The 20890-nt window shown below is 69.9% G+C and carries 23 protein-coding genes; 21 read left to right on the plus strand and 2 right to left on the minus strand.

The annotated features are described in order from the left end of the window. Nucleotides 1-438: 438 nt before the first annotated feature. The 4 genes from AC07BF_RS10680 to AC07BF_RS10695 all read left to right on the plus strand — a co-directional run bounded on the left by AC07BF_RS10680 (nucleotide 439) and on the right by AC07BF_RS10695 (nucleotide 4520). Entirely contained in the window at nucleotides 439-600 is a 162-nt protein-coding gene (locus tag AC07BF_RS10680) for a hypothetical protein (protein ID WP_478333241.1), read from the plus strand. Nucleotides 601-1285: 685 nt separating this feature from the next. Continuing rightward, the gene (locus tag AC07BF_RS10685; RefSeq protein WP_478333242.1) at nucleotides 1286-1801 is read left to right on the plus strand and encodes a helix-turn-helix domain-containing protein; all 516 of its coding nucleotides are present in this window, start codon (nucleotides 1286-1288) and stop codon (nucleotides 1799-1801) included. A 3-nt stretch (nucleotides 1802-1804) separates the two neighbouring features. Beyond that, a complete protein-coding gene (locus AC07BF_RS10690) occupies nucleotides 1805-3070 on the plus strand; it encodes a PBSX family phage terminase large subunit (RefSeq protein WP_478333243.1) in 1266 nt (421 codons plus the stop codon). Nucleotides 3071-3119: 49 nt separating this feature from the next. Further along, nucleotides 3120-4520 (plus strand): phage capsid protein, encoded by a 1401-nt coding sequence (locus tag AC07BF_RS10695; protein ID WP_478333244.1) that lies wholly within the window; start codon nucleotides 3120-3122, stop codon nucleotides 4518-4520. Here AC07BF_RS10695 and AC07BF_RS10700 read toward each other — a convergent pair. After that, nucleotides 4513-5517 carry an SRA domain-containing endonuclease gene (locus AC07BF_RS10700; protein ID WP_478333245.1) on the minus strand — a complete coding sequence of 335 codons (1005 nt, stop codon included), beginning with the start codon at nucleotides 5515-5517 and terminating at the stop codon, nucleotides 4513-4515. The two genes, AC07BF_RS10695 and AC07BF_RS10700, sit on opposite strands and share 8 nt — an antisense overlap. Nucleotides 5518-5575: 58 nt before the next feature. Between AC07BF_RS10700 and AC07BF_RS10705 the strand changes: the two genes are divergently transcribed. The 15 genes from AC07BF_RS10705 to AC07BF_RS10775 all read left to right on the plus strand — a co-directional run bounded on the left by AC07BF_RS10705 (nucleotide 5576) and on the right by AC07BF_RS10775 (nucleotide 17917). Further along, the gene (locus tag AC07BF_RS10705; RefSeq protein ID WP_478333246.1) at nucleotides 5576-7807 is read left to right on the plus strand and encodes a phage minor capsid protein; all 2232 of its coding nucleotides are present in this window, start codon (nucleotides 5576-5578) and stop codon (nucleotides 7805-7807) included. 32 nt (nucleotides 7808-7839) lie between these two features. After that, nucleotides 7840-7983: an Rmf/CrpP fold protein gene (locus tag AC07BF_RS10710; RefSeq protein ID WP_478333288.1), complete on the plus strand. Its 144-nt coding sequence runs from the start codon at nucleotides 7840-7842 to the stop codon at nucleotides 7981-7983. A 146-nt stretch (nucleotides 7984-8129) separates the two neighbouring features. Beyond that, complete coding sequence (locus AC07BF_RS10715) at nucleotides 8130-8585, plus strand: endonuclease domain-containing protein (RefSeq protein ID WP_478333289.1); 456 nt, start codon at nucleotides 8130-8132, stop codon at nucleotides 8583-8585. An 80-nt stretch (nucleotides 8586-8665) separates the two neighbouring features. After that, complete coding sequence (locus AC07BF_RS10720; protein ID WP_478333247.1) at nucleotides 8666-9376, plus strand: hypothetical protein; 711 nt, start codon at nucleotides 8666-8668, stop codon at nucleotides 9374-9376. A gap of 15 nt (nucleotides 9377-9391) precedes the next feature. Continuing rightward, a complete protein-coding gene (locus AC07BF_RS10725; protein ID WP_478333248.1) occupies nucleotides 9392-10402 on the plus strand; it encodes a major capsid protein in 1011 nt (336 codons plus the stop codon). Beyond that, nucleotides 10402-10614 (plus strand): hypothetical protein, encoded by a 213-nt coding sequence (locus AC07BF_RS10730; RefSeq protein WP_478333249.1) that lies wholly within the window; start codon nucleotides 10402-10404, stop codon nucleotides 10612-10614. The genes AC07BF_RS10725 and AC07BF_RS10730 overlap by 1 nt, the downstream gene beginning before the upstream one ends. 10 nt (nucleotides 10615-10624) lie before the next feature. Next, entirely contained in the window at nucleotides 10625-11008 is a 384-nt protein-coding gene (locus tag AC07BF_RS10735; protein WP_478333250.1) for a hypothetical protein, read from the plus strand. Next, nucleotides 11002-11325 (plus strand): hypothetical protein, encoded by a 324-nt coding sequence (locus AC07BF_RS10740; protein ID WP_478333251.1) that lies wholly within the window; start codon nucleotides 11002-11004, stop codon nucleotides 11323-11325. The genes AC07BF_RS10735 and AC07BF_RS10740 overlap by 7 nt, the downstream gene beginning before the upstream one ends. After that, entirely contained in the window at nucleotides 11322-11678 is a 357-nt protein-coding gene (locus tag AC07BF_RS10745; RefSeq protein ID WP_478333252.1) for a hypothetical protein, read from the plus strand. Before AC07BF_RS10740 ends, AC07BF_RS10745 begins: the two co-directional genes overlap by 4 nt. Then, on the plus strand, nucleotides 11671-12090 hold the full coding sequence (locus tag AC07BF_RS10750; protein WP_478333253.1) for a minor capsid protein: 420 nt from the start codon (nucleotides 11671-11673) through the stop codon (nucleotides 12088-12090). Before AC07BF_RS10745 ends, AC07BF_RS10750 begins: the two co-directional genes overlap by 8 nt. A gap of 9 nt (nucleotides 12091-12099) precedes the next feature. Continuing rightward, the gene (locus tag AC07BF_RS10755) at nucleotides 12100-12594 is read left to right on the plus strand and encodes a phage tail tube protein (protein WP_478333254.1); all 495 of its coding nucleotides are present in this window, start codon (nucleotides 12100-12102) and stop codon (nucleotides 12592-12594) included. Further along, nucleotides 12591-13058 (plus strand): hypothetical protein, encoded by a 468-nt coding sequence (locus AC07BF_RS10760; RefSeq protein WP_478333255.1) that lies wholly within the window; start codon nucleotides 12591-12593, stop codon nucleotides 13056-13058. The genes AC07BF_RS10755 and AC07BF_RS10760 overlap by 4 nt, the downstream gene beginning before the upstream one ends. Before the next feature lie 296 nt (nucleotides 13059-13354). After that, nucleotides 13355-15796 carry a phage tail tape measure protein gene (locus tag AC07BF_RS10765; RefSeq protein WP_478333256.1) on the plus strand — a complete coding sequence of 814 codons (2442 nt, stop codon included), beginning with the start codon at nucleotides 13355-13357 and terminating at the stop codon, nucleotides 15794-15796. A 4-nt stretch (nucleotides 15797-15800) separates the two neighbouring features. Continuing rightward, on the plus strand, nucleotides 15801-16754 hold the full coding sequence (locus AC07BF_RS10770; protein ID WP_478333257.1) for a phage tail family protein: 954 nt from the start codon (nucleotides 15801-15803) through the stop codon (nucleotides 16752-16754). An 11-nt stretch (nucleotides 16755-16765) separates the two neighbouring features. Then, complete coding sequence (locus AC07BF_RS10775) at nucleotides 16766-17917, plus strand: hypothetical protein (protein ID WP_478333258.1); 1152 nt, start codon at nucleotides 16766-16768, stop codon at nucleotides 17915-17917. Between the two features lie 180 nt (nucleotides 17918-18097). Here the strand turns inward: AC07BF_RS10775 and AC07BF_RS10780 are convergent, their stop codons facing one another. Next, entirely contained in the window at nucleotides 18098-18799 is a 702-nt protein-coding gene (locus tag AC07BF_RS10780) for a hypothetical protein (RefSeq protein WP_478333259.1), read from the minus strand. Between the two features lie 274 nt (nucleotides 18800-19073). Between AC07BF_RS10780 and AC07BF_RS10785 the strand changes: the two genes are divergently transcribed. Both AC07BF_RS10785 and AC07BF_RS10790 read left to right on the plus strand, forming a co-directional pair. Continuing rightward, nucleotides 19074-20123 carry a hypothetical protein gene (locus AC07BF_RS10785; protein ID WP_478333260.1) on the plus strand — a complete coding sequence of 350 codons (1050 nt, stop codon included), beginning with the start codon at nucleotides 19074-19076 and terminating at the stop codon, nucleotides 20121-20123. Next, a complete protein-coding gene (locus tag AC07BF_RS10790) occupies nucleotides 20124-20855 on the plus strand; it encodes a hypothetical protein (RefSeq protein ID WP_478333261.1) in 732 nt (243 codons plus the stop codon). Nucleotides 20856-20890 lie beyond the last annotated feature (35 nt).

Genomic DNA, 20890 nt, shown 5'->3' on the forward strand with positions numbered 1-20890 from the left:
GGCGTACCTTTTTGAGATCTTCCAATCGAAGGAAAATTGCCCAAAAGACCAGGCGCAAGGCTTCCCCTAATGTCTCCTAAGACTTGCGTTTGTGCCGATCGTTCCAGCAAGGCCTTCGATTTGGCGACTCTCAGGATAATCTGATGATTTCTCCGTATGGTCCAACACTTCCTGACGTGTTCTGGCGACTTTCCGCGCAGAGCCGGCGAGGCGATCACGCGCGCCCCATTCACCGAGCAGGTGCGCCATCTGCACGCCGACGGCCTATCCCGGAACTCAATCGCGGCCCGAACCGGGCACAGCAACTCGACCGGCAGCTGGCACGGATCGTGGTCGAGGCCAAGGGCGGTGGCCGGTCGGTGGCCAAGATCGCGCGCGATCTCCGCCACCCAGAGGGACAGCTCGGACTACCACGAGATCGAGCTCGTCGATGACGGCGTGCGCCGAACCGCCGAGCAGTTCGCGCAGACCACCCTCGACGAGGTGCTCGCCGACCACGCCAGCGACGACGAGGTGCTCGCCGCGCGAGTCCTGGTCTGGATCGAGCGCCCCGGGCCCGACGAGGCCGCCGTCGCGGTTGTGGAGCGCGGCCAGGCCTAACCCCTTGCGTCGTTACCTGTTCGTGACCTAGAGTCGGAGGCGCTTCCGGCGTGCCCGGAAGCGCCGGACTCGCGGCCCGCCATCCTCCCCCGATGGCGGGCCGCAGCCGTTCCTAGCTCTGTCGACCGCGGCCCCGCGCTCCCAGCGCCGAGAAGCCAGTGCCCAGCAACGCGCCCGACGCCGCATCCAACGGCTGAGTCAGCACAATGACCACCATCACGGCAGCCACCGCGACCGTCGGCGCCAACTCCACCACCCAACGGGGAACACCCTCACCCCCGGGTTCGCCACCCACCGAACCAGGTACGACAGTCCTCACAGAACACCCCTTTTGGCGATCCATTACGGTCATGACGTTGGGGCGGCGCCGCTCCGTAAACCAGCATGGCACCCCCGAAACCCGCCCAACGCCTTCTCGTGCGGCCTGACTTAAGGATCAAAGGCGCCCGAAAGGGACGTCGACCACAGCATTCGATTGGTCAAGCGATCATTCCTTTCATTCAACGCCACAGGCCGACTAAATTCTTTGAAACTCAGACGTCTCAAGTACTTGTGTACAAGGTTCACAGACTTCCTCCCGCGCTCGCCTTTGAAATGGCCATTTTGCTAAATGGCCATTTCAAGGGCGGTCCTCCCCGCGCACGCGGGGACGTGCCGGGCAGCAGAGCCGGGAAGGGGGTGGCAAGTGAGGGAACCGATCGGCGACGAGGACCGCGAGCAGGTTCGCCGCCTGCACGCCGACGGCCTGTCCCGCAATGCGATTGCTCGCTCCATCGGGCGCAGCAGTTCGACCGTGTCGAAGATCGCGGCCGAGGAAGGGCTGGCGTTCACCGGCGGAGCCCGGACGATCGCGGCAACCGCCGCCCGGCAAGAGGATCTCTCGGCGCTGCGGCGGGATCTGACGGCCCGGTTGTACCGGCGGGCTGCGGCGAACCTTGACCGAGTCGAGGCCGAGGCGTACGTGCGGGTCGAGCTGCTGCCAACGGGCGACACGGTCGAGGTGGTGTCCGAGCACCCGCCGGCGCAGGACGAGCGCCACCACTCGCAGGCCATCGGCGGATACCTGACGTCTGCGGCACGGCTGGCCGAGATCGACGCCGGCACGTCTGGGCATGAAGTGCGCTCCATGTTGACCGACTTGGCGAAGGGCCTGCGGGCCGCTTTCGCCGACGAGGACGAGGGGGCCGCCGACGGGGGGTGAGCCTTGCTCGCTTCTCTCCCGCTGTCCCGCAAGCAGTTGCGCAGCGTCGCGCAGGCCACGGCCCGCATCAACGTGTGGCACGGCGCGGTGCGCTCCGGCAAGACCGTGGCCAGCCTGCTTGCCTTCCTGCTGGCCGTTGCCGAGGCGCCGCCCTCCGGGCTGATCTTGATCTGCGGGCGCAGTCTGCTGACCATCGAGCGCAACGTGCTCGAACCGCTCTGCGATCCGGCGCTGTTCGGGCCGGTTGCCTCCGGGCAGGTGCGGCACACCCGCGGCGCCACCACGGCAGTCATCTTGGGCCGCATGGTCCATCTGATCGGCGCGGCGGACGCTCGGGCCGAGGGTCGACTGCGCGGCCTCACGGCGTACTTGGCGTACGTCGACGAGGCGACGCTGCTGCCCGAGGCATTTTGGGTGCAGTTGCTCGCGCGCCTGTCCGTCGACGGGGCGCGGGTGTTGGCCACCACCAACCCGGACTCGCCGCGGCACTGGCTCAAGGCCGGATACCTCGACCGCAGCGCCCAACTAGACCTCCGGGAATGGCACTTCGCCCTCCGGGACAATCCGTCGCTCTCGCCGGCCTACGTCCGGTCGCTGCATGCCGAGTACACCGGCCTGTGGCGCCGACGGATGATCGACGGCGCATGGGTGGTCGCCGAGGGGTCGATCTACGACTGCTGGGACGAGCAGCAGCACGTCATCGACGAGCTGCCGACCATCACCCGGTACTGGCTGGGGATCGACTACGGGACCACGAACCCGTTCGCCGCCATCCTGCTCGGCTTGGGCGTCAACGGCCGGCTGTACGCCTGCGCAGAGTGGCGCTACGACTCCCGGGCCCGGCGCCGGCAGATGACCGATGCCCAGTACAGCGCGGCTCTGCGTGGCTGGCTGGCGGGGCTCGGCGTCGACCCTGAGTGGACGTTCGTCGACCCCTCCGCCGCGAGCTTCCTTGCGCAGCTGTGGGAGGACGGGCACCCCGGCGTCGCCCGTGCCCGGAACGAAGTCGTCGACGGCATCCGAACCGTGTCGACCGCGCTCGGCCCCGGCCTGCTGCGAGTGCACCGTTCGTGCGAGGGCCTGCTCGCCGAGCTGCCCGGGTACGCCTGGGACCCGGCCGCGAGCGCCGCCGGTGAAGACCGCCCGATCAAGCGCGACGACCACTCGTGCGACGCGCTGCGGTACGTCGTGCACTCCACTCTCGCCGAGTGGCGCCACCTGATCCCCGACCTACTGCCGGAGGAGGTGAGCACCCATGCCACTGCCTGACACTAACTCCCCTTGGCCGCCCAAGACTTGGGCGCCGCAGCTCGCCGAGATGGCTGTCGATGATGCGTGGTACTCCGGCGACCCGCGCCGGCTCGCCGCCGTCTACCAGGGGCAGACCCACCGACAGGACGGGCGGCGCCGGCTGTGGGGCCGCGACCGCACCCCGGCCCCGGACCGGCGCGAGAACCGGCTGCACATCCCGATGCCGGCCGACGTCGCCCGGCGCTCCGCCGGCCTGCTGTTCGGCGAACCGCCGCGGCTCACCGTGGGCGACACCGCGCTGCAGGGCCGCCTCGACGAGCTGCTCGGCGAGCACGCCGAGCGGGTGCTGCTCGAAGCCGCGGAAGTCTCTGCCGCGCTCGGCGGGGTGTACCTGGTTGCCGCGTGGGATGCCGAGCTCGGCCCCCGCCCGCTGCTCACCACCGTGCACGCCGACGCCGCCCTGCCCGAGTTCAGGTACGGCTACATGAGCGCCGTTACATTCTGGAAGGAACTCGCCCGCAACGGGGCAACGGTGCTGCGCCACCTGGAGCGGCACGCCCGCGGCCGGATCGAGCACGCCCTCTACGAGGGCACCCCCGACAACATCGGCCGGCCGGTGCCGCTCACCGAGCACCCGACGACCGCCGCGATGGTCGACTCGCTCGGACCCTCCGGCGTAGTCGAGACCGGTATCCCTCAGCTGACCGCGGCCTACTGGCCCAACATTGGCCCCAACCGGCAGTTCCGCGGGTCACCCCTCGGCCGCTCGGACCTGCAGGGCCCGGCACGGGACATGTGCGACGCACTCGACGAGACGTGGTCGAGCTGGATGCGCGACATCCGCCTCGCCCGCGCCCGGCTGATCGTCCCCACGGCCTACCTGCGCGACCGCGGCCCCGGCCACGGCGCCACCTTCGACCAGGACCGCGAGGTCTGGCAGGGCCTCGACATCCCCCCGACCGACGGGGCCGGCATCACGCTGGCGCAGTTCGCGATCAGGGTCGAAGAACACAAGGCGACGTCCGACGCCCTCGTACGGCAGATCGTCGAGGCCGCCGGCTACAGCCCGAGCACATTCGGGCTCGACGGCGGACCGGCCGCCACCGCGACGGAAGTCGAGGCCCGCGCCCATGACTCCATGGTGACCCGCAAAGCCAAGACCCGGTACGCGGCCCCGGCCGTGGCGGACGTGGTCGAGGCGATGCTGCAGCTCGACCGCGTGCTCGGCTTCTCCCGGCTCACGCCGGAGCGGCCGGCCATCGCGTTCGGGCCGGCGGTCGCGGTGGACCCGCAGTCGACCGCGCAGACCCTCGCTCTGCTCGCCCAGGCGCAGGCCGTCAGCACCGACACCAAGGTGCGCGCCGTGCATCCGGAGTGGGACGCCGAGGCGGTCGCTGCTGAGGTGGCCCGCATCCACGCCGAGACCGGGCAGGGCGTGCCCGACCCGGTGCCCGACTTCGTCAGCTAATCGAGGGCGGCACCCCGAGGAAGTCGTCACCCGAGGGACGCACGACGACGATCTCATGCTCGGCGAGCAGGTCCTGCAGGTCCTCGTCGGGGAGCCCCGGCAGGACGGCGGCGCGCCGCGGCGGTTCCGGGTGCTCATCGGTGCGGGTGTACCGGCTGTAGTCGAGGAGCTGTCCCAGCGCCATCCGGACCGCCTCCCGCTTGTGGGAGCCCTTGACCTCGTACAACACGTGATCGGTCACGTCGTACAGGTCGGACAGCAGCGTTCCGGTCTTGCCCTTGATCTTGATCTGGAACCGCTGGACCACGTGGCCAAGGGCGGTGAGGTGGGCCTCGAAATCGTCGCTGAGCTCACCCTCGCGCCGCTTGGCCGTCGTCTCCGGTACGGCGGCACGCTTGGTTTCCTTCTTGGTGTTCTTCTCCGGGTCGACGAGCTTGCTCTCGGTCGTGTTGGCGGGGACCAACTTGGCAACCGTGGTGGGCGCCGGCGGGATCTCGTCCTCGGTCTTGTGCTGCACCGTGCCGACCGGGCGCAGCCGGAAGACGACGGCCCGCCGGGGCTTCCGGTCTTCGTCGAGGGACTGACGGACGACATAGGGCTGCTGCTCGTCGAGCTTGAACTCGCCGACGTAGCGGTGCAGCTTCGTATCGGTGCCCGGCACCGTTCCGACCGCCATGAACAGGCGGAGCGCACGGCCCTTCTTGGCGTGGTGGAGAACGGCGGAGTTGCCCTTGCCGTCCTTGCCGCCGAAGGTCATGTCGCCCTTCTTGCCGGCACCGGTGTACTCGAAGATCGGGCCGATCTCGTCCTCTTCACCGAGCCAACCGTCGTGGTAGCCGAACAGCTTGCCGACCTCATGGTCGGAGAACAGCGTCACGTTCTTGGGCTCGCGGGACGGGACGATCCCGCCGCTGTACGGGCTCCCCCCGAAGACGGCACAGATGTCGTCGCGGGTGCCGATCTGTCCGAGCTTGAACTCAGCGGGCGCATTCGTCATGCCTCGACGGTACCGGGCCGAGCTGACAACTCCGCTCGGCTGGTTGGGAGGTGGTGCTGTGCCCGTCTCCCCGTGGATGGCCGAGGATCTCGCCGACCGTGTGCGGGCCCTGTACGAGGACGCCGAGCAGCGTCTGCTCGGCATCGTCGCCCGGCAGCTCGCCGACGGCCTCGAAGCCCCAGGCTGGGCCGTCGCCAAGCTCGCCGACGTGCAGCCCCTGCGGCGCGCGGCGCAGGGCGTCGTCGATGCGCTCGGCACCGCTATGTCGACCGAAGTGCACGACGTCGTCGCCGAGGCGTTCGACCGCGGCACGCGAACGGGGTTGGCCGAGCTCGGCGCCCTGGGCGACGTCGACGCCGCGCGCATCGCTGAGTCGACCCCGGCCGGCCGCGCCGTCGACCGACTCGCCATGGAGACGATCGAGCTCGTCACCGCCACGCACCGCGGCATTCTGCGTGGCGTCGAGGACGGATACCGACAGGTCGTCTCCGAGGTGGCCGTAACCCCGGTGCTCGGCATCGACACCCGCCGCCAGGCAACGGCCCGGGCCATGGAGCGGTTCGCCGACCGCGGCCTACGGTCCTTCGTGGACCGCTCCGGCCGGGCCTGGCAGATGACCAGCTATGCCGAGATGGCTGTGCGGACCGCGGTCGGCCGGGCCGCCGTCGAGGGGCAGGCCGACCGGCTGCGCGCCGCCGGCGTCGACCTCGTGATCGTGTCCACCGCACCGCGCGAGTGCCCGCTCTGCCGCAAGTGGGAGGGGCGGATCTTGTCGCTCGACGGCCCGGACGGGGCGCGCGAGGTCGAGGTCGAGCACGCCGTCGACGACGGCCAGCCCGTGCGCGTTCGGGTGGCCGGCAGCGTCGAGCAGGCCCGCCGCGCAGGCCTGCAGCACCCCAACTGTCGGCACTCCTTGAGCGCCTTCACTCCGGGTGTCACCGCCGCGGAGCCGCCCGAGCCGTCCGACGGCACCGGGTACGAGGCCGGCCAGCGGCAGCGTGCGATTGAGCGGCAGATCCGCAAGTACAAGAACCGTTCCGCGGCGGCCGCGACGCCCGAGGCCCGGCAGGTGGCCGAGAAGCGGGTGCGTGACTGGCAGGGCCGGATGCGCGACCACCTCAGCGCCAACCCGGAGTTGAAGCGGCTCAGGTACCGCGAGCAGCCCGGGGCGGGGAACCTGCCCGGCCCGCGGCGGTCGGCTCCGCCAGATGCGGTCGAGGCCGCCAAGGTGCGGGCCGGTGACCACCGGACGCCGGCCGAGATGAGCGACGAGCAGCTCGGCGCCGCCATGCGGCACGGCTCGCTCGACAAGCGCGGCCGCGCCCGCATCGAGGCCGAAGCGGGCCGGCGGGATGAGCAGGCACTGCTCGACCGCGTGCGGCCCGGCGGCCGGATGGCCGAGCACCTGGTCGAGTTCAGCGACGACGAGCTCGCCCGCGTACTCCCGTTGCTCGACAACCGCGGGGTGTTGCGGGTGGCGGCCGAGCTGGACCGGCGCGACATCGACGCCGTCCTGCCCGGTGCCCGCCGCGACCTGATCGGCATGTCCGAGCGGCAGCTCGCCGAACGGACCCGCCACGCCACCGGCGACGAACTCGCCGCGCTCGCCGCCGAGGCGGACCGCCGGCAGCTGCTCGCCGAGCTGCTGCCCGGCGGCCGGCTGCTGGCGGACCTGTCGAACGTCGCCGACGACCGCCTCGGGTGGGCGCTGCGCTACACCGACCCCGCCGGGGCCGAGCGCATCGCCGCCGAGCTTGACCGCCGCTACCCCGCCACCCCGCCGCCGGCCGCCGCCGGCCGCGGAGTCGAGGCACAGCTCGCCGACCGGGCCGCCGTCGACGACGCGCTGCGGCCGGGCTCCCGGATGGACGACTGGTCGTGGGTCGACGCCGCCCCGGACGAACACCCGTGGGACCGCCTCCCGGCCGCCGAGCGGTGGCTCGCCGAACGGGAGTGGGCCGAGGCGAGCAACCGGGGCGCGTTCAGCGCCAAGCAAGTCCGGCAGATGTACGACGAGTACGTGTACGCGCAGTGGCTCGAAGCCGAAGAGTGGTGCCGCGGGGTGCTGCTCACCAAGCGCGCCGAGCTCGACGGAGTCGATCCGCAGTCGCTGTTCAGCGGGCCTTCCCACGTCGCGTACGCCCGGGCGTCTGAGGAACTCAAACGGTACTGGGTCGAAGTCTCGCCCCGGACGACGCTCGCCGAGTACACCGAGCAACTCACCGGCGTACGGTCCGCCGCCGCCGACACCGCCCGCAAGACCGGCGCGGACGTCCGCAACCGGTTCTAGGAGGTGGTGAGTTGGGGTTCCGCACCGACATTGTGCGCGCTGTCGAGGCCGGCCGCGTTGCGGCCCGGGCCGGACAGCCGATCACCGCCTGCCCCCACCCTCGCGAGTCGCTGCTGCGCTCGGCGTGGATCCGCGGCTATGCCACTGCCCACCCCGGAGACAGAGCAGGCGCGTAGCGCGGGCCTCTCTAGCCTCATTGTCAGACCCATCCCCTACGGTCAGTCAGATGCCAACACCGGTAGTCGCACGCGCGTACCCTGCGTGCTGGGAATGGGAGAAGGACGCCTACACCGCAGGGCGGCTAGCTCAATGGCGGCGTCCCATGGGTTGGACTTCGGATCTGGCCCGGTACGAACAACTGTGGTGGAACGTCCTTGCATGGCAGCGGGGTCGCTGCGCGATCTGCGGGCGGAACGAGAAGGAAACAGGCTCCAAGCTTCAAGGCGACCACGATCACGCAACTGGACTCTTCCGAGGCTGGTTGTGTGGTCCATGCAACCGGGCGGAGGGCAATCCCCGTACAAAGGCTTCCCGCTTCTCCCTGTACCGGATGAAGAATCCGGCCACATTGTGGAATCTAGAGGTGCCTTGGGTCTCGCCTTGGAGGCGGAAGCCCAAGACTGAGCGCATAGAGCAAGCGCTGATCCAGTACCGAGCTGCTGAACGCGACCTTGTCGAGCTCGACCGTGTGGGAGCCGACATCGCAACCATCGCGGTTACTCGCCTTCGGCGAGCCGCCGCCGAGATGGCCCGAGTTCTCGACTCCATCGAGAACTAGCAAACATCCCTCGGACTCAGGCCCACCCCCATGGGGTGGGCCTTTCTTATGTCCGGTCAAACGAGAAGGAACCCAGAGGCTTGGCTACACAAGACCTTCCCATACACGTTCGCACCGGACTGCAGGCCGTCGGGCTGCGCCGCGACGGCCGCCCGATCTGGCCAATCCTCGGAGGCTCCGGCGACCCGGACCCCGGCACCGGTACGGGCGCACCGACCGGTGACCCGACCACCCCGGGCCCCACCGACCCGCCCGCCGCACCGACCCCGGCCGCGCCGCCGGCCCCGGCCGGCCCGACCGCCGAGCAGCTCGCCGACGCGCAGCGCCAGGCCACCGAAGCGGCCGGCCAGCGCGACCAGTTGCAGGCCGCCCTCGACGCGATCAACAAGGCGATCAACCCCGACTCCGGCGGCGCGGACTCCGATCCGGCGCAGCTCGCCGCGCAGATCGCCGACCGCGACCGGCAGCTCGCCGACCTTGGCGCGCAGCTCCGGACCGCGCGGGTCGAGCTCGCCGCCCACCAGGCCGCCGAGGCGGCCGGCGCCCGCCCCGACCGCCTGCTCAACTCCCGCTCGTTCGCAACCGCGGTCGCAGCCCTCGACCCGGCCGGGCCGCAGTTCGCCGAGCAGCTCAAGACCGCCATCACGGCCACAGTCGAGGCCGACCCCGACCTCTACCGCGCCGCCAGCGCCCCGCCCGCCCGCTCCGGTGGCGAGTTCCGCGGCGCCCCCACCACCCGTACCGAACCCGCGTCGCTGCTCGAAGCGATCAGCGCGCGACTCGCGCAGTAAGGAGGGCCCTGCCCCATGGCTATCACTCTGGCCGACGCCAAACTCAACACGCAGGATGCGCTAGATCTGCAGGTCATTGACGAGTTCCGCAAGTCGTCGTGGCTGCTCGACAACCTGACCTTTGACACCGCCGTCAACCCCTCGGGGGGCGGCGCGACCCTCACCTACGGCTACACCCGTCTCGTCTCCGAGCGCGGCGCAGCGTTCCGCCCGCTGAACACCGAGTACGCCAAGGCGCAGGCCAAGCGCCAGCGGTACAGCGTCGACCTCTCGCCGCTGGGCGGTGCGTTCGAGATCGACCGGACGATCGCCGAGCTCGGCCCGGCCGCATCTACTGAGGTCAACTTCCAGATGTTGCAGACGATCAAGGCGGCGAACGCGTTCTTCTCGGACCAGGTGATCAACGGGAAGCGGGTCACCACCCCGGGCACCGAGGCAGGGTTCGACGGCCTCGACCGGGCGCTCGCCGGCAGCGCCACCGAGATGGGCGTCGGCGCCTCCCTGGACTGGACCGGCACCACTCTGGGCGCCGACACGGCCAAGATACACAGTGCCCTTGACGTCCTCGACGAGTTCCTCGCCCTGCTCGACGGCACCCCGTCGGGGCTGCTCGGCAACAAGAAGACCATCGCCCGCGTACGCTCGCTCGCCCGCCGCGCCGGCTACTACAGCCGCACCGAGAACTCGTTCGGACAGACCGTCGAGGCGTACAACGGCGTGCCGTTCGCCGACCTGGGCGCCATCGCCGGCAGCAACAACCCTGTCATCCCGATCGAGTCCCGCGACGTGGACGGTGCCGGCCCCGGCGGGCAGATCACCGGTCTGACCGACCTGTACGGGGTCAGGATCGGCCTCGACGGCTTCCATGGCGTGTCGACCACGTCCGGTCGACTGGTCCGGCAGTGGCTTCCCGACTTCACGACCGCTGGCGCCGTCAAGACCGGCGAGGTCGAACTCGGCCCGGTGGCCGTCGTCCTCAAGGCGACCAAGGCGGCCGCCGTCCTGCGCAACATCAAGGTGCAGTGATGCCGTACGTGATCACCGCGCCAACCGCGGACGACGAGACGATCGCCGGTGCCGCCTTCACCGGCGGCCGGGCCAGCGTCGACGATCTTTCCCCCGGGGCGTTGCTGTACTTCCGGCGCCACGGCTACAAGGTCGAGCAGCTCAACGACGCCCCGGACGAGGACGAGCCGGCCGCGCCCACCACCAAGGGGCGCACGGCCCGCGCCAAGTAAGGGGGTGGCCGTGCCTGCCTACGCCACCCCCGAGCAGCTCGCCGCATGGCTTGGCCGGCCCGCGCCGGCGGATGTCGAGCGGCTGCTCGCCCGGGCGTCCGACGACGTCGACGCCGCGCTGCTCACCGCCTGCTACCCCGTCGACTCCACCGGCGCCCCCACCGACCCCGCGCACGCGGCCGCGCTCGCCGATGCCGCGTGCGCTCAGGTCGAGTACCAGCTCGCCGCGGGAGAGGACGGCACCGGGGCCGCGGCCCGCTGGTCGTCCGTGAGCGCCGGCTCGATCAGCCTCTCGGCGAGCTCGGCGCCGGCCGGCGCGCTCGACATGGCACCCCGGGCCCGCCTCGCCCTGCAGCGCGCAGGACTGACCGGGCACGGGGCACACCCATGGTGACCCGCATCCCCGGGTGGCTACTGCGCCACCGGATCACCGTCGAGCCGTACCTCGGGGATTCGGCGTACGGGCCCGTCTACGGGGCTCCGGTCGTCGACGTGCCGGCCCTGGTCTCCGAGTCCGTACGGCTCGTCCGGGCGCCGGACGGCCGCCAGGTCGTCAGCTCGGCGCAGGTCCTGCTCGACCTCGACACGACCGTGCCGGCCGGCTCCCGGATTACCCTGCCCACCGGCCGCGCCACGGTCCCTATCACGGTCTCGACCATCGACGCCCCGGGCCTGCCCGTGCCCGCCCACCGGGAGGTGATGTGCGAGTGAGTCGACCCCGTACCCGCGTTGAGTGGACCGGCGCCGCTGTCCTGCGTGCCGAGCGGGCCGCGGCGGCGCGTGGCCTGCTCGCGGCCGCGGAGCACGTGCTGCAGGCCTCCCGCGAGGTGGTGCCGATCGAAGAGGGCACGCTCGCCCGCTCCGGCGTCGCCTCCGTGGACGAGCAGCAGCTCGTCGCCGGTGTCTCCTACGACACCCCTTACGCGACCAGAGTGCACGAGGATCTCAACGCCCGGCACGACGCCGGCCGCACCGCCAAGTATCTGGAGCGCCCCGCCGCCGAGCAGGCCGGGGCGGTCGAGCAGATCATCGCGGCGGCGGTTCGGCGGGCGCTCGGTGGCTGATGTCCTCGACTCCCTCGCCCGCTACCTGCACGGCGCCGGCCTGCTCACCTACGACCCCACCGGCACCCGGGGCGACACCTACATCGAGACCATGCCACCGTCACCTGATCGCACGGTGCAGCTCTCCCTCTACGGTGCCGGTATCCCCGACCCACTCAATCCCTGGGACGAGCGGTCGCTGCAGGTGCGCGTACGCGGCACCGCCGACCCGCGCGTCTCCCGCGCCCGTGCAGAGGCGATCTACGGCGCCTTGCACGGGCTCGCCGGTGTCGACCTCCCCGGTGGGCTCTGGCTCGTGCTGTGCGTCGCGCAGCAGACCCCCTACCCGCTCGGCGTCGACGCCGGCGGCCGACACGAGCACATCGTGAACTTCCGCCTCGACGTCGAGGCCACCACCAACCGCCCTACCTAGGAGGTGACCATGCCGACCCCCACCACCCCCGTACGCCCGATCGACGCCCGCGGCTGGATCTTCGAGGTCCAGGATGTGAGCGCCAGCACCGAAACATGGCTGCGCATCGGCCTGTTGACCTCGTTCAGCCACAACCCCGGTGAGAACGAGGAAACGGAGGACACCACCTCGTTCGACTCTGACGGCTACTTCGAGCAGGACGTCATGCAGCGCGGCGCGTCTCTCTCGATCGAGTCCAAGTACGCCGCAGACAAGGCCGGCGGGCGCGACCCCGGGCAGGCCTACATCGACGACGTGTGGACCTACCGGCTCGGCGTCGACTCCCGCAACCCGGTGCGCTGGCGCCACCGCAGCCAGACGTCGTGGGTGGTATGGGACGCCACGGTGACCCCCGGCGAGCAGGGCGGCGGAACCACGGAGAAGACGAGCTGGAGCGCGACGATCACCCGCTGCGGCAAGCCGACCAGCGCGCCCGTGACGCCACCGGCCGGGGGTGGCTCGTGATCGACGACGAGCAGCTCGACCTTGACCACCAGGACGACGCCCCCGACGGATTCGCAGACTTCGATGCGTTCTTCGCCGAGCAGTCCCGCGGCCGGCGCGCAGAAACGTTCCTCCTCTATGGCCGGACCTACACCCTGCCCGAGTCCCTGCCGCTCGTCTTCTCGTTGCAGCTCGAACGCCTGCAGCACTCGGACAACCCGGACGACGTCCGGACCATGCTTCGGGCCCTGGTCGGCGTCGATGCCCTCGACCACTGGGCAGAGCAGGGCATGACCGACCGCCAGCTCGGCATCCTGCTGATCTACGCCGCGGCCAACGTCCGCAGCCCCGGATCGGTCAGCATGGCGCGGGCGGCCGAGCTGCACGACGAGCAGGCCGGGGGAAAAGCCCCGGGGGCGCCGGCCCCGAACCGGGCGCAGCGCCGGGCGAAGGCGCGGCGGGCGGGCTCTGGTCGGCGGTCCTGACGCACTGGGGCGCGGTCGAGGCTGATCTCGCCCGCACCTACGGTCTTAGCGCCGACCAGATCGCGGCCCTGTCTGAGCGGCGGTTCGTGGTCCTGCTCGGAGGCCTCGACGAGCACTCGCGGTTCCGTTCGCTCTGGACCCGCACGCCGCGCACCATCTCGTCGCCTGCAGAAATCGCTGCGATCACTGGACTTCCCCCCGAGGTGTAGGTCGCCGGCTGCATCAGGCCGAAGACCACGAACTTCTACCAGCGGATCATCCGGTGATGGTTTCGCTCGGTAAGGGGGTGAGCCGAGTTGGCGCTCACCGTCGGCGAGCTGCTCGCCACCATCACCGTCGACGACAGCGGCGCCGAGCAGGGCCTGCGCCGCACCGAGCAGGGCATCCGGCGTACCGCGCAGGTCGTCGAGGACGAGGCCGGCCGCGCCGGCCAAGCTGCCGGGAAGGAACTGGGCGACGGACTCGCCGACCAGTCCGAGCGCGGCGCCGAGCGCGCCAGCTCCGGCATCACGAAGTCGCTTAGCGCCATCAAGGGTGTCTTGATCGGCGGCGCGATCGGCGCCGCCGTCATGGCCGGCCTGCACGAGGCCGTCGACCAGCAGAAAGGCACGAGCCTTCTTACGGCCCAGTTGGGCGCCAGCCCGGAGCAGGCCGCCCAACTGGGCAAGGCCGCAGGCAAGTTGTACTCCGGCGGGTACACCGACAGCGTCGAGACCGCGAACGAGGCACTGAAGCACCTGTGGCAGCAGGGTCTCGTACCGGCGGACTCGACCGCCGAGCACCTGCAGCAGGTCGGCGGCCGCGCGCAGCAGGTAGCCGACATCCTCGGTGAGGAAGTCGGCCCGGTGGCCAAAGCCGCCGGGCAGATGCTCAAAACGGGAATGGCGAAAAGTGCCGACGAGGCATTTGATGTTCTCGTGCGCGGCGCGCAGCTCGGCGCCAATAAGAGCGAGGATTTGCTCGACACTTTCAACGAGTATCCGACGCAATTTCGCGATTTGGGTGTCGACGCAAAGCAGGCCATGGGCCTTATCCATCAAGGTCTTGAAGCCGGTGCGCGTGATGCCGATGTGGTGGCGGATGCTTTCAAAGAACTGAATATCAGGGTCAAGGACGGCACTGCGGCCGACGGGCTGAAAAGCCTTGGTTTGAACGCGGATAAAATGGCCACTGCCTTCGCTAAGGGTGGGCCGCAGGCGAATGCCGCGCTCGATCAGCTTATGGACCGGCTACGGCTGGTGAAAGACCCTGCGGAGCGTTCACGCCTTTCTGTCGCACTTCTGGGAACGCAGGCCGAAGACCTTTCTAAAGCGCTTTTCTCGCTCGATCCGTCGGCCGCGGTTGCTGGGCTCGGCGCGGTCGACGGCGCCGCCAAGAAGGCTGGCGACACGATGCGCGACAACGCGTCCACCCGGTGGACGCAGTTCACGCGGGGCCTGCAGCAGGGGGCTGTCGAAGTCCTCGGGTCCAGGGTGGTGCCGGCCCTGATGAGCGCGGCCGACTGGGTCGGCACATTGGGCAGCAAGTTCGACGCGGGCAAGGCGTTCGTGCGCGAGCACAGCCTCTCGCTGTCGATCGCGGCCGGCGTGATCACCGCGATCCTGCTGCCCACCCTCATTGCCTTGGGGGTGCAGGGCACGGTCACCACCGCAACTGTGGTGGCCGGGTGGGTGGCGCAGGGCGCGGCCGCGGCCGCCACTGGGGCGACCTACTTGGTCACCAACGCGCAGATGGTCGCGGGGTGGGCGGCGCAGGGCGGTGCGGCGGTTTCGGCCGGTGCGCGGGTGGTCGGCACGTGGGTCCTGATGGGCACGCAGAGCTCGCTGCAGGCCGCCCGGGTGGCCGCTGCCTGGCTGATCGCGATCGGCCCCGTCGCACTGGTGATCGCTGCCGTTGTTGGGCTGGTCGCGCTGATCGTGTCCAACTGGGACACCATCAGGTCCGCGACGGCGGCGGCCTGGGATTGGATTGTTGGCGTAGTTCGCGGCGCCGCACAATTCATGGTCGACGCCTTCATGACGTTCTCACTCGTCGGACTTCTGATCCGCCATTGGGACTCGATCAAGAACGGTGCGGTCACTGGGTGGAATGCAACCACGGATTTCATCCGGGGAGTTCCCGGCAGGATCGTCGATTTTTTTCTCAACTGGACTCTTGTCGGGTTGATCATCCGCCATTGGGATTCGATCCGGTCCGGTGTGGCCGATCGCGCCGGCGCCCTGGTCGACTACGTCCGAGGCCTGCCCGGGCGCATCGCGGATTCCCTCGGGAATATGGGCCTGCTACTGATCGACAAGGGCAAGGATGTAGTCCGCGGACTGTGGTCCGGAATTCAGTCCATGGGCGGCTGGTTGCGCGACACCCTGACCGGCTGGGCGATAAATTTGATCCCCGGACCGATCGCTAAGGCGCTCGGCATCCACTCGCCAAGTCGCGTGATGGCGAGCGCAGTTGGCCGCTGGATTCCTGCCGGCATCGTGTCCGGCATCGAGGCGGCGCAGCCGCAACTCGCCGCGACCATGCGGGATTTGGTCGAGGTGCCGGACACGCCGGCGCTCACCGCGGCCGTACGGGGTCCTGTGCCCACCACCGGGCCGGTGCCGGTTGCGACCTACGCCAGCGCCCCGGCCGGACCGTCCGGGCCGCTGCTGCACATCGAGCAGTTCAACGCCGGCGGCGGGCAGAGCCCCGACCAGATCGCGGCCGCGCTCGGCTGGCAGCTCAAGGGCAGGGGGTGATCCGATGGCCGCGGGCGACCGCGTGCTCGCCCCCGGGCACATCCAGTTCGGCGAGCTGCTGCTCGGCCCCGGCACCCCCTACCGGTGGCGCAAGCTCACCGGATGGTCCGACTCCCCCGGCTGGGACTCCGGCACCACCACCCGGCCGGCCGGACACGGCGCCTACCCCGGTGACCTCTGGGCGCAGCCGCGCACGATCACGGTGGATGAGATCACGATCCGGGCGCCGGCCGCCCGGATCGGCGCGACCGTCGCAGCCTTCGAGGCGGGGGCGGTGTCGCTGGTCGACGAGGTGCCGCTCGTGGTGCAGGTCGACGAGCGCGGGCCGCTGATGGTGTGGGCGAGGTGTCTGCGGTGGTCGGTTCCGACTGGCCGCGGCTACCGGGTCGGCACCATCACCGGCTGTGCGTTGCAGTTCGAGGCCACCGACCCGCGCCGCTACTCGGTGGCGGAGCAGCAGGCCGTCGCTGGTCTGCCGGTCGACGAGGCCGGTCTCGACTGGCAGCTCGCCGGTGCGGTCGAGCAGGGCCTCGACTGGCACCTCACCGCCCCGCCCCCGCCCGCCAGTGGCCCGGCCGTCGAGGCAGGGCTCACCTTCGGGGCCGGCGGCGCGTCCGGCATCCTCACGGCCACCAACTCCGGCACCGCTGACGCGCCGGCCGTGCTGACCTTCAGTGGGCCCGTAACGAGCCCTTCCCTTCGTTGCGTCCGAACTGGGCGGCGGTGGGAGTACGACATCACGCTCGGTCCGGGCGAGCAGCTCGTCGTCGACGGAGCGGCCGCCACGGTCACCCTGGGCGGCGCCTCCCGGATCTACACCGTGACCGATCTCTCGGCGCCCGAGCAGCTGCTCGTCGTCCCGCCCGGCACGCACGACTTCGCGTTCCGCGGTGCCCCCGACGTCCCCCCGCACCCGGATGCCCGCGCGCTGCTGCGCTGGCGCCACGCCTACTGGTAGGAGGCACCCGCATGACCGTGCGCGCCGCGTGGCTCCCGCCCACCGGGCAGAGCCGTACCGACACCCGTCTGTCCCCCATCGGCACCATGACCCCCACCGGGCCGACCACCACCGCCCCCGGGGTCATCCCCGGCGGCACCCCTCTCCTGCTGACCAGTACCGCGCCGATGCAGGCGCAGCTCGGCGTCGGGCGCGCGGTCGTGCAGGGAAGTGCCCTTCAGGGCGGCTACCCGGTCACGGTGACCGCGCCCGAGGTGCTGACGATCGCGCCCGGGCCCACGCAGTACGACCGGATCGACCTGATCGTCATCAGGGTGTACGACGGGTTGTTCGACGCCAGCGGCAAGGCTCTGGTGTCGGTCGAGATCGTGCAGGGCACGCCGGCCTCCAAGCCTGCGGCGCCGGCGGCGCCGGCCTGCTCGCTTCCGCTGTGGTCGGTGCGGGTACCGGTCGGTGCGTCTGCGGGCACCGGCGGAATCCCCTGGCCAACAGCCGTGACCGACCTGCGCACCTACACCGTGGCGGCCGGCGGTGTCCGACCGGACGCCTCCACCGAACCGGGCGCCTACGTCGGACAGTTGCGTGACACCGGCACACGCGTGGAACGCTGGTCCGGGGCCGCGTGGGTGGCCTACCCGCAGGCCATCGGCGGCATCATGCCCAACTCCGGTCTAGCGTTCGGCATTTACACCGGCCAGTGGCGCGACAGCGCCAACGGCTTGGAGCGCTGGAGCGGTACCGGGTGGGTGCCGATGGGCGGCTGGACGTCGTACACGCCCACGTGGAGCGGCCTGGAGTCGCTCGGGTCCTCGATACCGTCCGGCCGCTACTGCCGCATCGGGCGCCGTGTTGAGGTTGTCGCCTCGCTCGCCTGGGGCCCCGACAGCTCGCTCGGCCGTGGAAACATCACCGTGAGCCTGCCGTTCCCCGCTGTCGACGGCGCGGCCCCGCTCGGCTGGCAGGGCACCGGCCGCTACGTCGACGGCGACGGCAACGCCTGGAAGCTGCTCACCCCGTGCATCGAGCGCGGCGCGAGCGTCGCCTACGTCTTCGCCTACCGGGTGAGCGATCTTGGCTTGGTCACCCCCGGCAGCGCCGGCCTGTACTGGGGCAACATCCTGTCGACCATGCGTGTGCAGGTCACCTACGAGACCACCGCCTAGAAGCATTTTCGAAAATGCTGGGCGCAGTCACTCACCTACCCGCGGCTGCGACCAGCACCATGCCATGCACGAAACTGAATGCCATTGATCAACTGCTGCGTGGTGTGCGCTGGAGGCTGGCCGGGATGAAAGTGGATAGGGCCCGCCAGTAAACCGACGGGCCCTAATTCAAGATCGAGGCTAGAAGGGAGCCAGGCTCTTCCACCCCGTCACCACGGGGCTCGGCCCATTGCGGACCTTGGTCTTTCCCGGGTCGTCATCGATGATGATGCGCACCCACTGGTCCCCTCGGACCACCCAGAACTGGTTTGGCTCCTGATCCGGCACGGGGATTACGGCATCGATTTTGCTGAATCGGGCCTTGGAGTGCAGCTCCCCCCATCCCGACATATTTCCGGTCGAACCGATTTTCTTGCTGTCCTGCGGATAGCGAGTGGGGAACGCAATGCGCGCCCATTGCCAGCCGGAGAACACCCAGTATTCGTATTGCTGCCCCGGGACCGGAATGACGGCGTCGACCTGGTTGAAGTAGGCATCCTTCAAGCCCGTAAAGAGCGAGAGAGCCCAGGAAGGATCGTTTTCTTCAGATGAGGCGGCGGACTGCGCGGGATCGCCAGCCCAGTACCTGGTGCAGCGGTCCCTAGAGAATACGAAGTGCTCGTTCGACGAGTCGGGAACCGGCATCACGGCATCGACACGGGTGTAGTTGTCGGTAGGACGGGACAGCGCTTCGATGTCCGACAGGGGCTTGGGGAAGCCGGACAGCAGCGTGTCGACGTGCGGTTCCCCGTTCGCGATTTCGACATCCCCCCAGTTGTATCCCACGAATACGCGGAACCGATTGGTGTCGAGACGCAGTACTGCATCGAGATAGTTGGCCATGCCCTCTTTCCCTTCACTGGTTGGTCCATGAGGCACTGCGGCACTGGTTCACGAGGTGCACGGCAAGCCTCAACCCACTGATTGCAGTTAGCAATCGTAAGTATACTTACCGTCACCATCGGGTGGTGGTCCGACACGCATGGGCGCCTCGATGCAGCGGCCTGAAGTCGAATCAGCCCCATGGCCACCGGCCCCGGGCACACCGGGGGGGGTGGTCGCGCTGCCGCCCCCCACCCCGTACCGCGTCCTGGTCTGCGATCTTCGATCCGATCAGTTGCTCGACGTCCTACCGCTGTGGGGCGTCTCGTTCGACGAGTACCTCGGGAAGTCCGGCTCACTGCGGGCGACGGTGCACCTCGCGACCGCCGAGCTCGCCGCCCGCGCCCGCGCCGCCCTGGTCCCCGGTCGCACCGGGCTGTGGGTCGAGCGCGACGGCGCGATCTGGTGGGGCGGCATCCTGTGGACGACCAGCCTGCAGAGCGACGACCGCGGGCGCCTGCAGCTCGACTTGCAGGCCGCCACCTGGGACAGCTACCTGTCTCACCGCATGCTCTACGACTCCCAAGTCGTGTACGGGGCAGACCAGTTCGACATCGTTCGGAACTTGATCAGCTACACCGCCGAGCAGCCCGGGGGCGACATTGGCATCGAGGCCGATACCGATGTCTCCGGCGTCCCGCGGGATCGGTTCTACAGCCGGTACGACCTGCCGTTCGTCCGGGACCTGATTGAGCAACTCTCACGTGTCGAGAACGGCTTCGAGTGGCGGATCGCGTCCCTTCGTGACCCCGACACCGGCCGGCGCATCAAGCGGCTGCAGCTCGGCCACCCGGTCATCCGGGCCGGCCGCGGCGACATCGTGCTCACCCGCCCCGGGCCGGTCATCTCGTACACGTGGCCGGTCGACGCCACGCGCAAGGCCAACGCCTGGCAGTCCCGCGGCGCGTCCGTGAACCGCAACCAGACTGCCGAGAGCACGCCGTTGCTCTCCTCGCTGATCACCAACACGGCGGATATCGAGACCGGTTGGCCGCGCCTCGACGGCAGCTCGGACTACAGCACGGTTGAGCAGCAGCTCACTCTCGACGCGCACGCCCGGGCCGACGCCGGCGCCCACCTCGACCCGCACACCGTGCCCGAGCTCACCGTGCGACTCGACGGCCAGATCACCCCCGCCCTGCTCGGCGCCACGGTCCGCGTGCGGATCGTCGACCTGTGGTGGCCCGAAGGGATGAGCGCCCGGTTCCGGATCATCGGCATCGCGATCACGCCCCCGGATCGAGGGCGCCCCGAGACCGCCAAACTCGTACTGGAGGAAACCTAGTTGGCCGCGATCCCGCAAGACCTGCTCGACCGCATCCGGACCCTGGAGCGCCAGGTGCGTGAGCTGTCCGGCCGCGCGCAGACCCGCCCCGCCCTCGACCAGATCGAGCACCGTCCCGTCGTCATCGCCGAAGGCGGCACCCTCCAGGTGAAGGCCAAGACCGGACAAGAAATGGTGTACATCGGGGGAATCAGTCCGGACCACCCGGACGGCAGCGAACAGTACGGAGTCCTGATCAGCCGCGAGGACGGCTCACTTGCCCTCGCCATGTGGTCATTGGGCAACATGCCGCAGGGCATCGACATTTACGACAGCCGCGGATCAACAATTTTCACCGAAGACCGGATCAACGGCGGTCTCGGTGTGCCGTACATCCACACGCCGATGTACGCCGACGGGAACCTCGACCAGTACCCCAAGACGCAGTCAGGCAGTCCAGAGACGTTGTGGACGGCGGCGCACGTCCGCTACCACCCCATGCTCACCGTGGCCGCCTACGGCGCCGCCGACTACGGCACCACCGGCGCCCTGCAGGTCTACGTCGACGGCCAGCCCTGGGGAGAACAGCACACCATCGGCTCCGGTGACTGGCTGTACTTCACCAACGGCCCGAAGCTCTGCCCGGGCGAGTACGCCGCCCTGACCAAGATCGAAATCAAGGCATGGCGCACCGGCGGCAACGGCAACGTCTACACCTGCGCGGCCGGATGTCTGGGCACACAGACCCGCTGACCCCACCTCCCTTTCCTCGTCCGCCCCGTGGCCAT

The sequence above is a fragment of the Kitasatospora sp. NPDC043950 genome, assembly GCF_056435345.1.

What these genes read in the sequence shown, in the direction of transcription:
- AC07BF_RS10695 (WP_478333244.1), top strand. Translation starts at nt 3,120, where the DNA reads ATGGCTGTCGATGATGCGTGGTACTCCGGCGACCCGCGCCGGCTCGCC.
- AC07BF_RS10700 (WP_478333245.1), bottom strand. Translation starts at nt 5,517, where the DNA reads ATGACGAATGCGCCCGCTGAGTTCAAGCTCGGACAGATCGGCACCCGC.
- AC07BF_RS10715 (WP_478333289.1), top strand. Translation starts at nt 8,130, where the DNA reads ATGGGTTGGACTTCGGATCTGGCCCGGTACGAACAACTGTGGTGGAAC.
- AC07BF_RS10725 (WP_478333248.1), top strand. Translation starts at nt 9,392, where the DNA reads ATGGCTATCACTCTGGCCGACGCCAAACTCAACACGCAGGATGCGCTA.
- AC07BF_RS10730 (WP_478333249.1), top strand. Translation starts at nt 10,402, where the DNA reads ATGCCGTACGTGATCACCGCGCCAACCGCGGACGACGAGACGATCGCC.
- AC07BF_RS10740 (WP_478333251.1), top strand. Translation starts at nt 11,002, where the DNA reads ATGGTGACCCGCATCCCCGGGTGGCTACTGCGCCACCGGATCACCGTC.
- AC07BF_RS10755 (WP_478333254.1), top strand. Translation starts at nt 12,100, where the DNA reads ATGCCGACCCCCACCACCCCCGTACGCCCGATCGACGCCCGCGGCTGG.
- AC07BF_RS10770 (WP_478333257.1), top strand. Translation starts at nt 15,801, where the DNA reads ATGGCCGCGGGCGACCGCGTGCTCGCCCCCGGGCACATCCAGTTCGGC.
- AC07BF_RS10775 (WP_478333258.1), top strand. Translation starts at nt 16,766, where the DNA reads ATGACCGTGCGCGCCGCGTGGCTCCCGCCCACCGGGCAGAGCCGTACC.
- AC07BF_RS10780 (WP_478333259.1), bottom strand. Translation starts at nt 18,799, where the DNA reads ATGGCCAACTATCTCGATGCAGTACTGCGTCTCGACACCAATCGGTTC.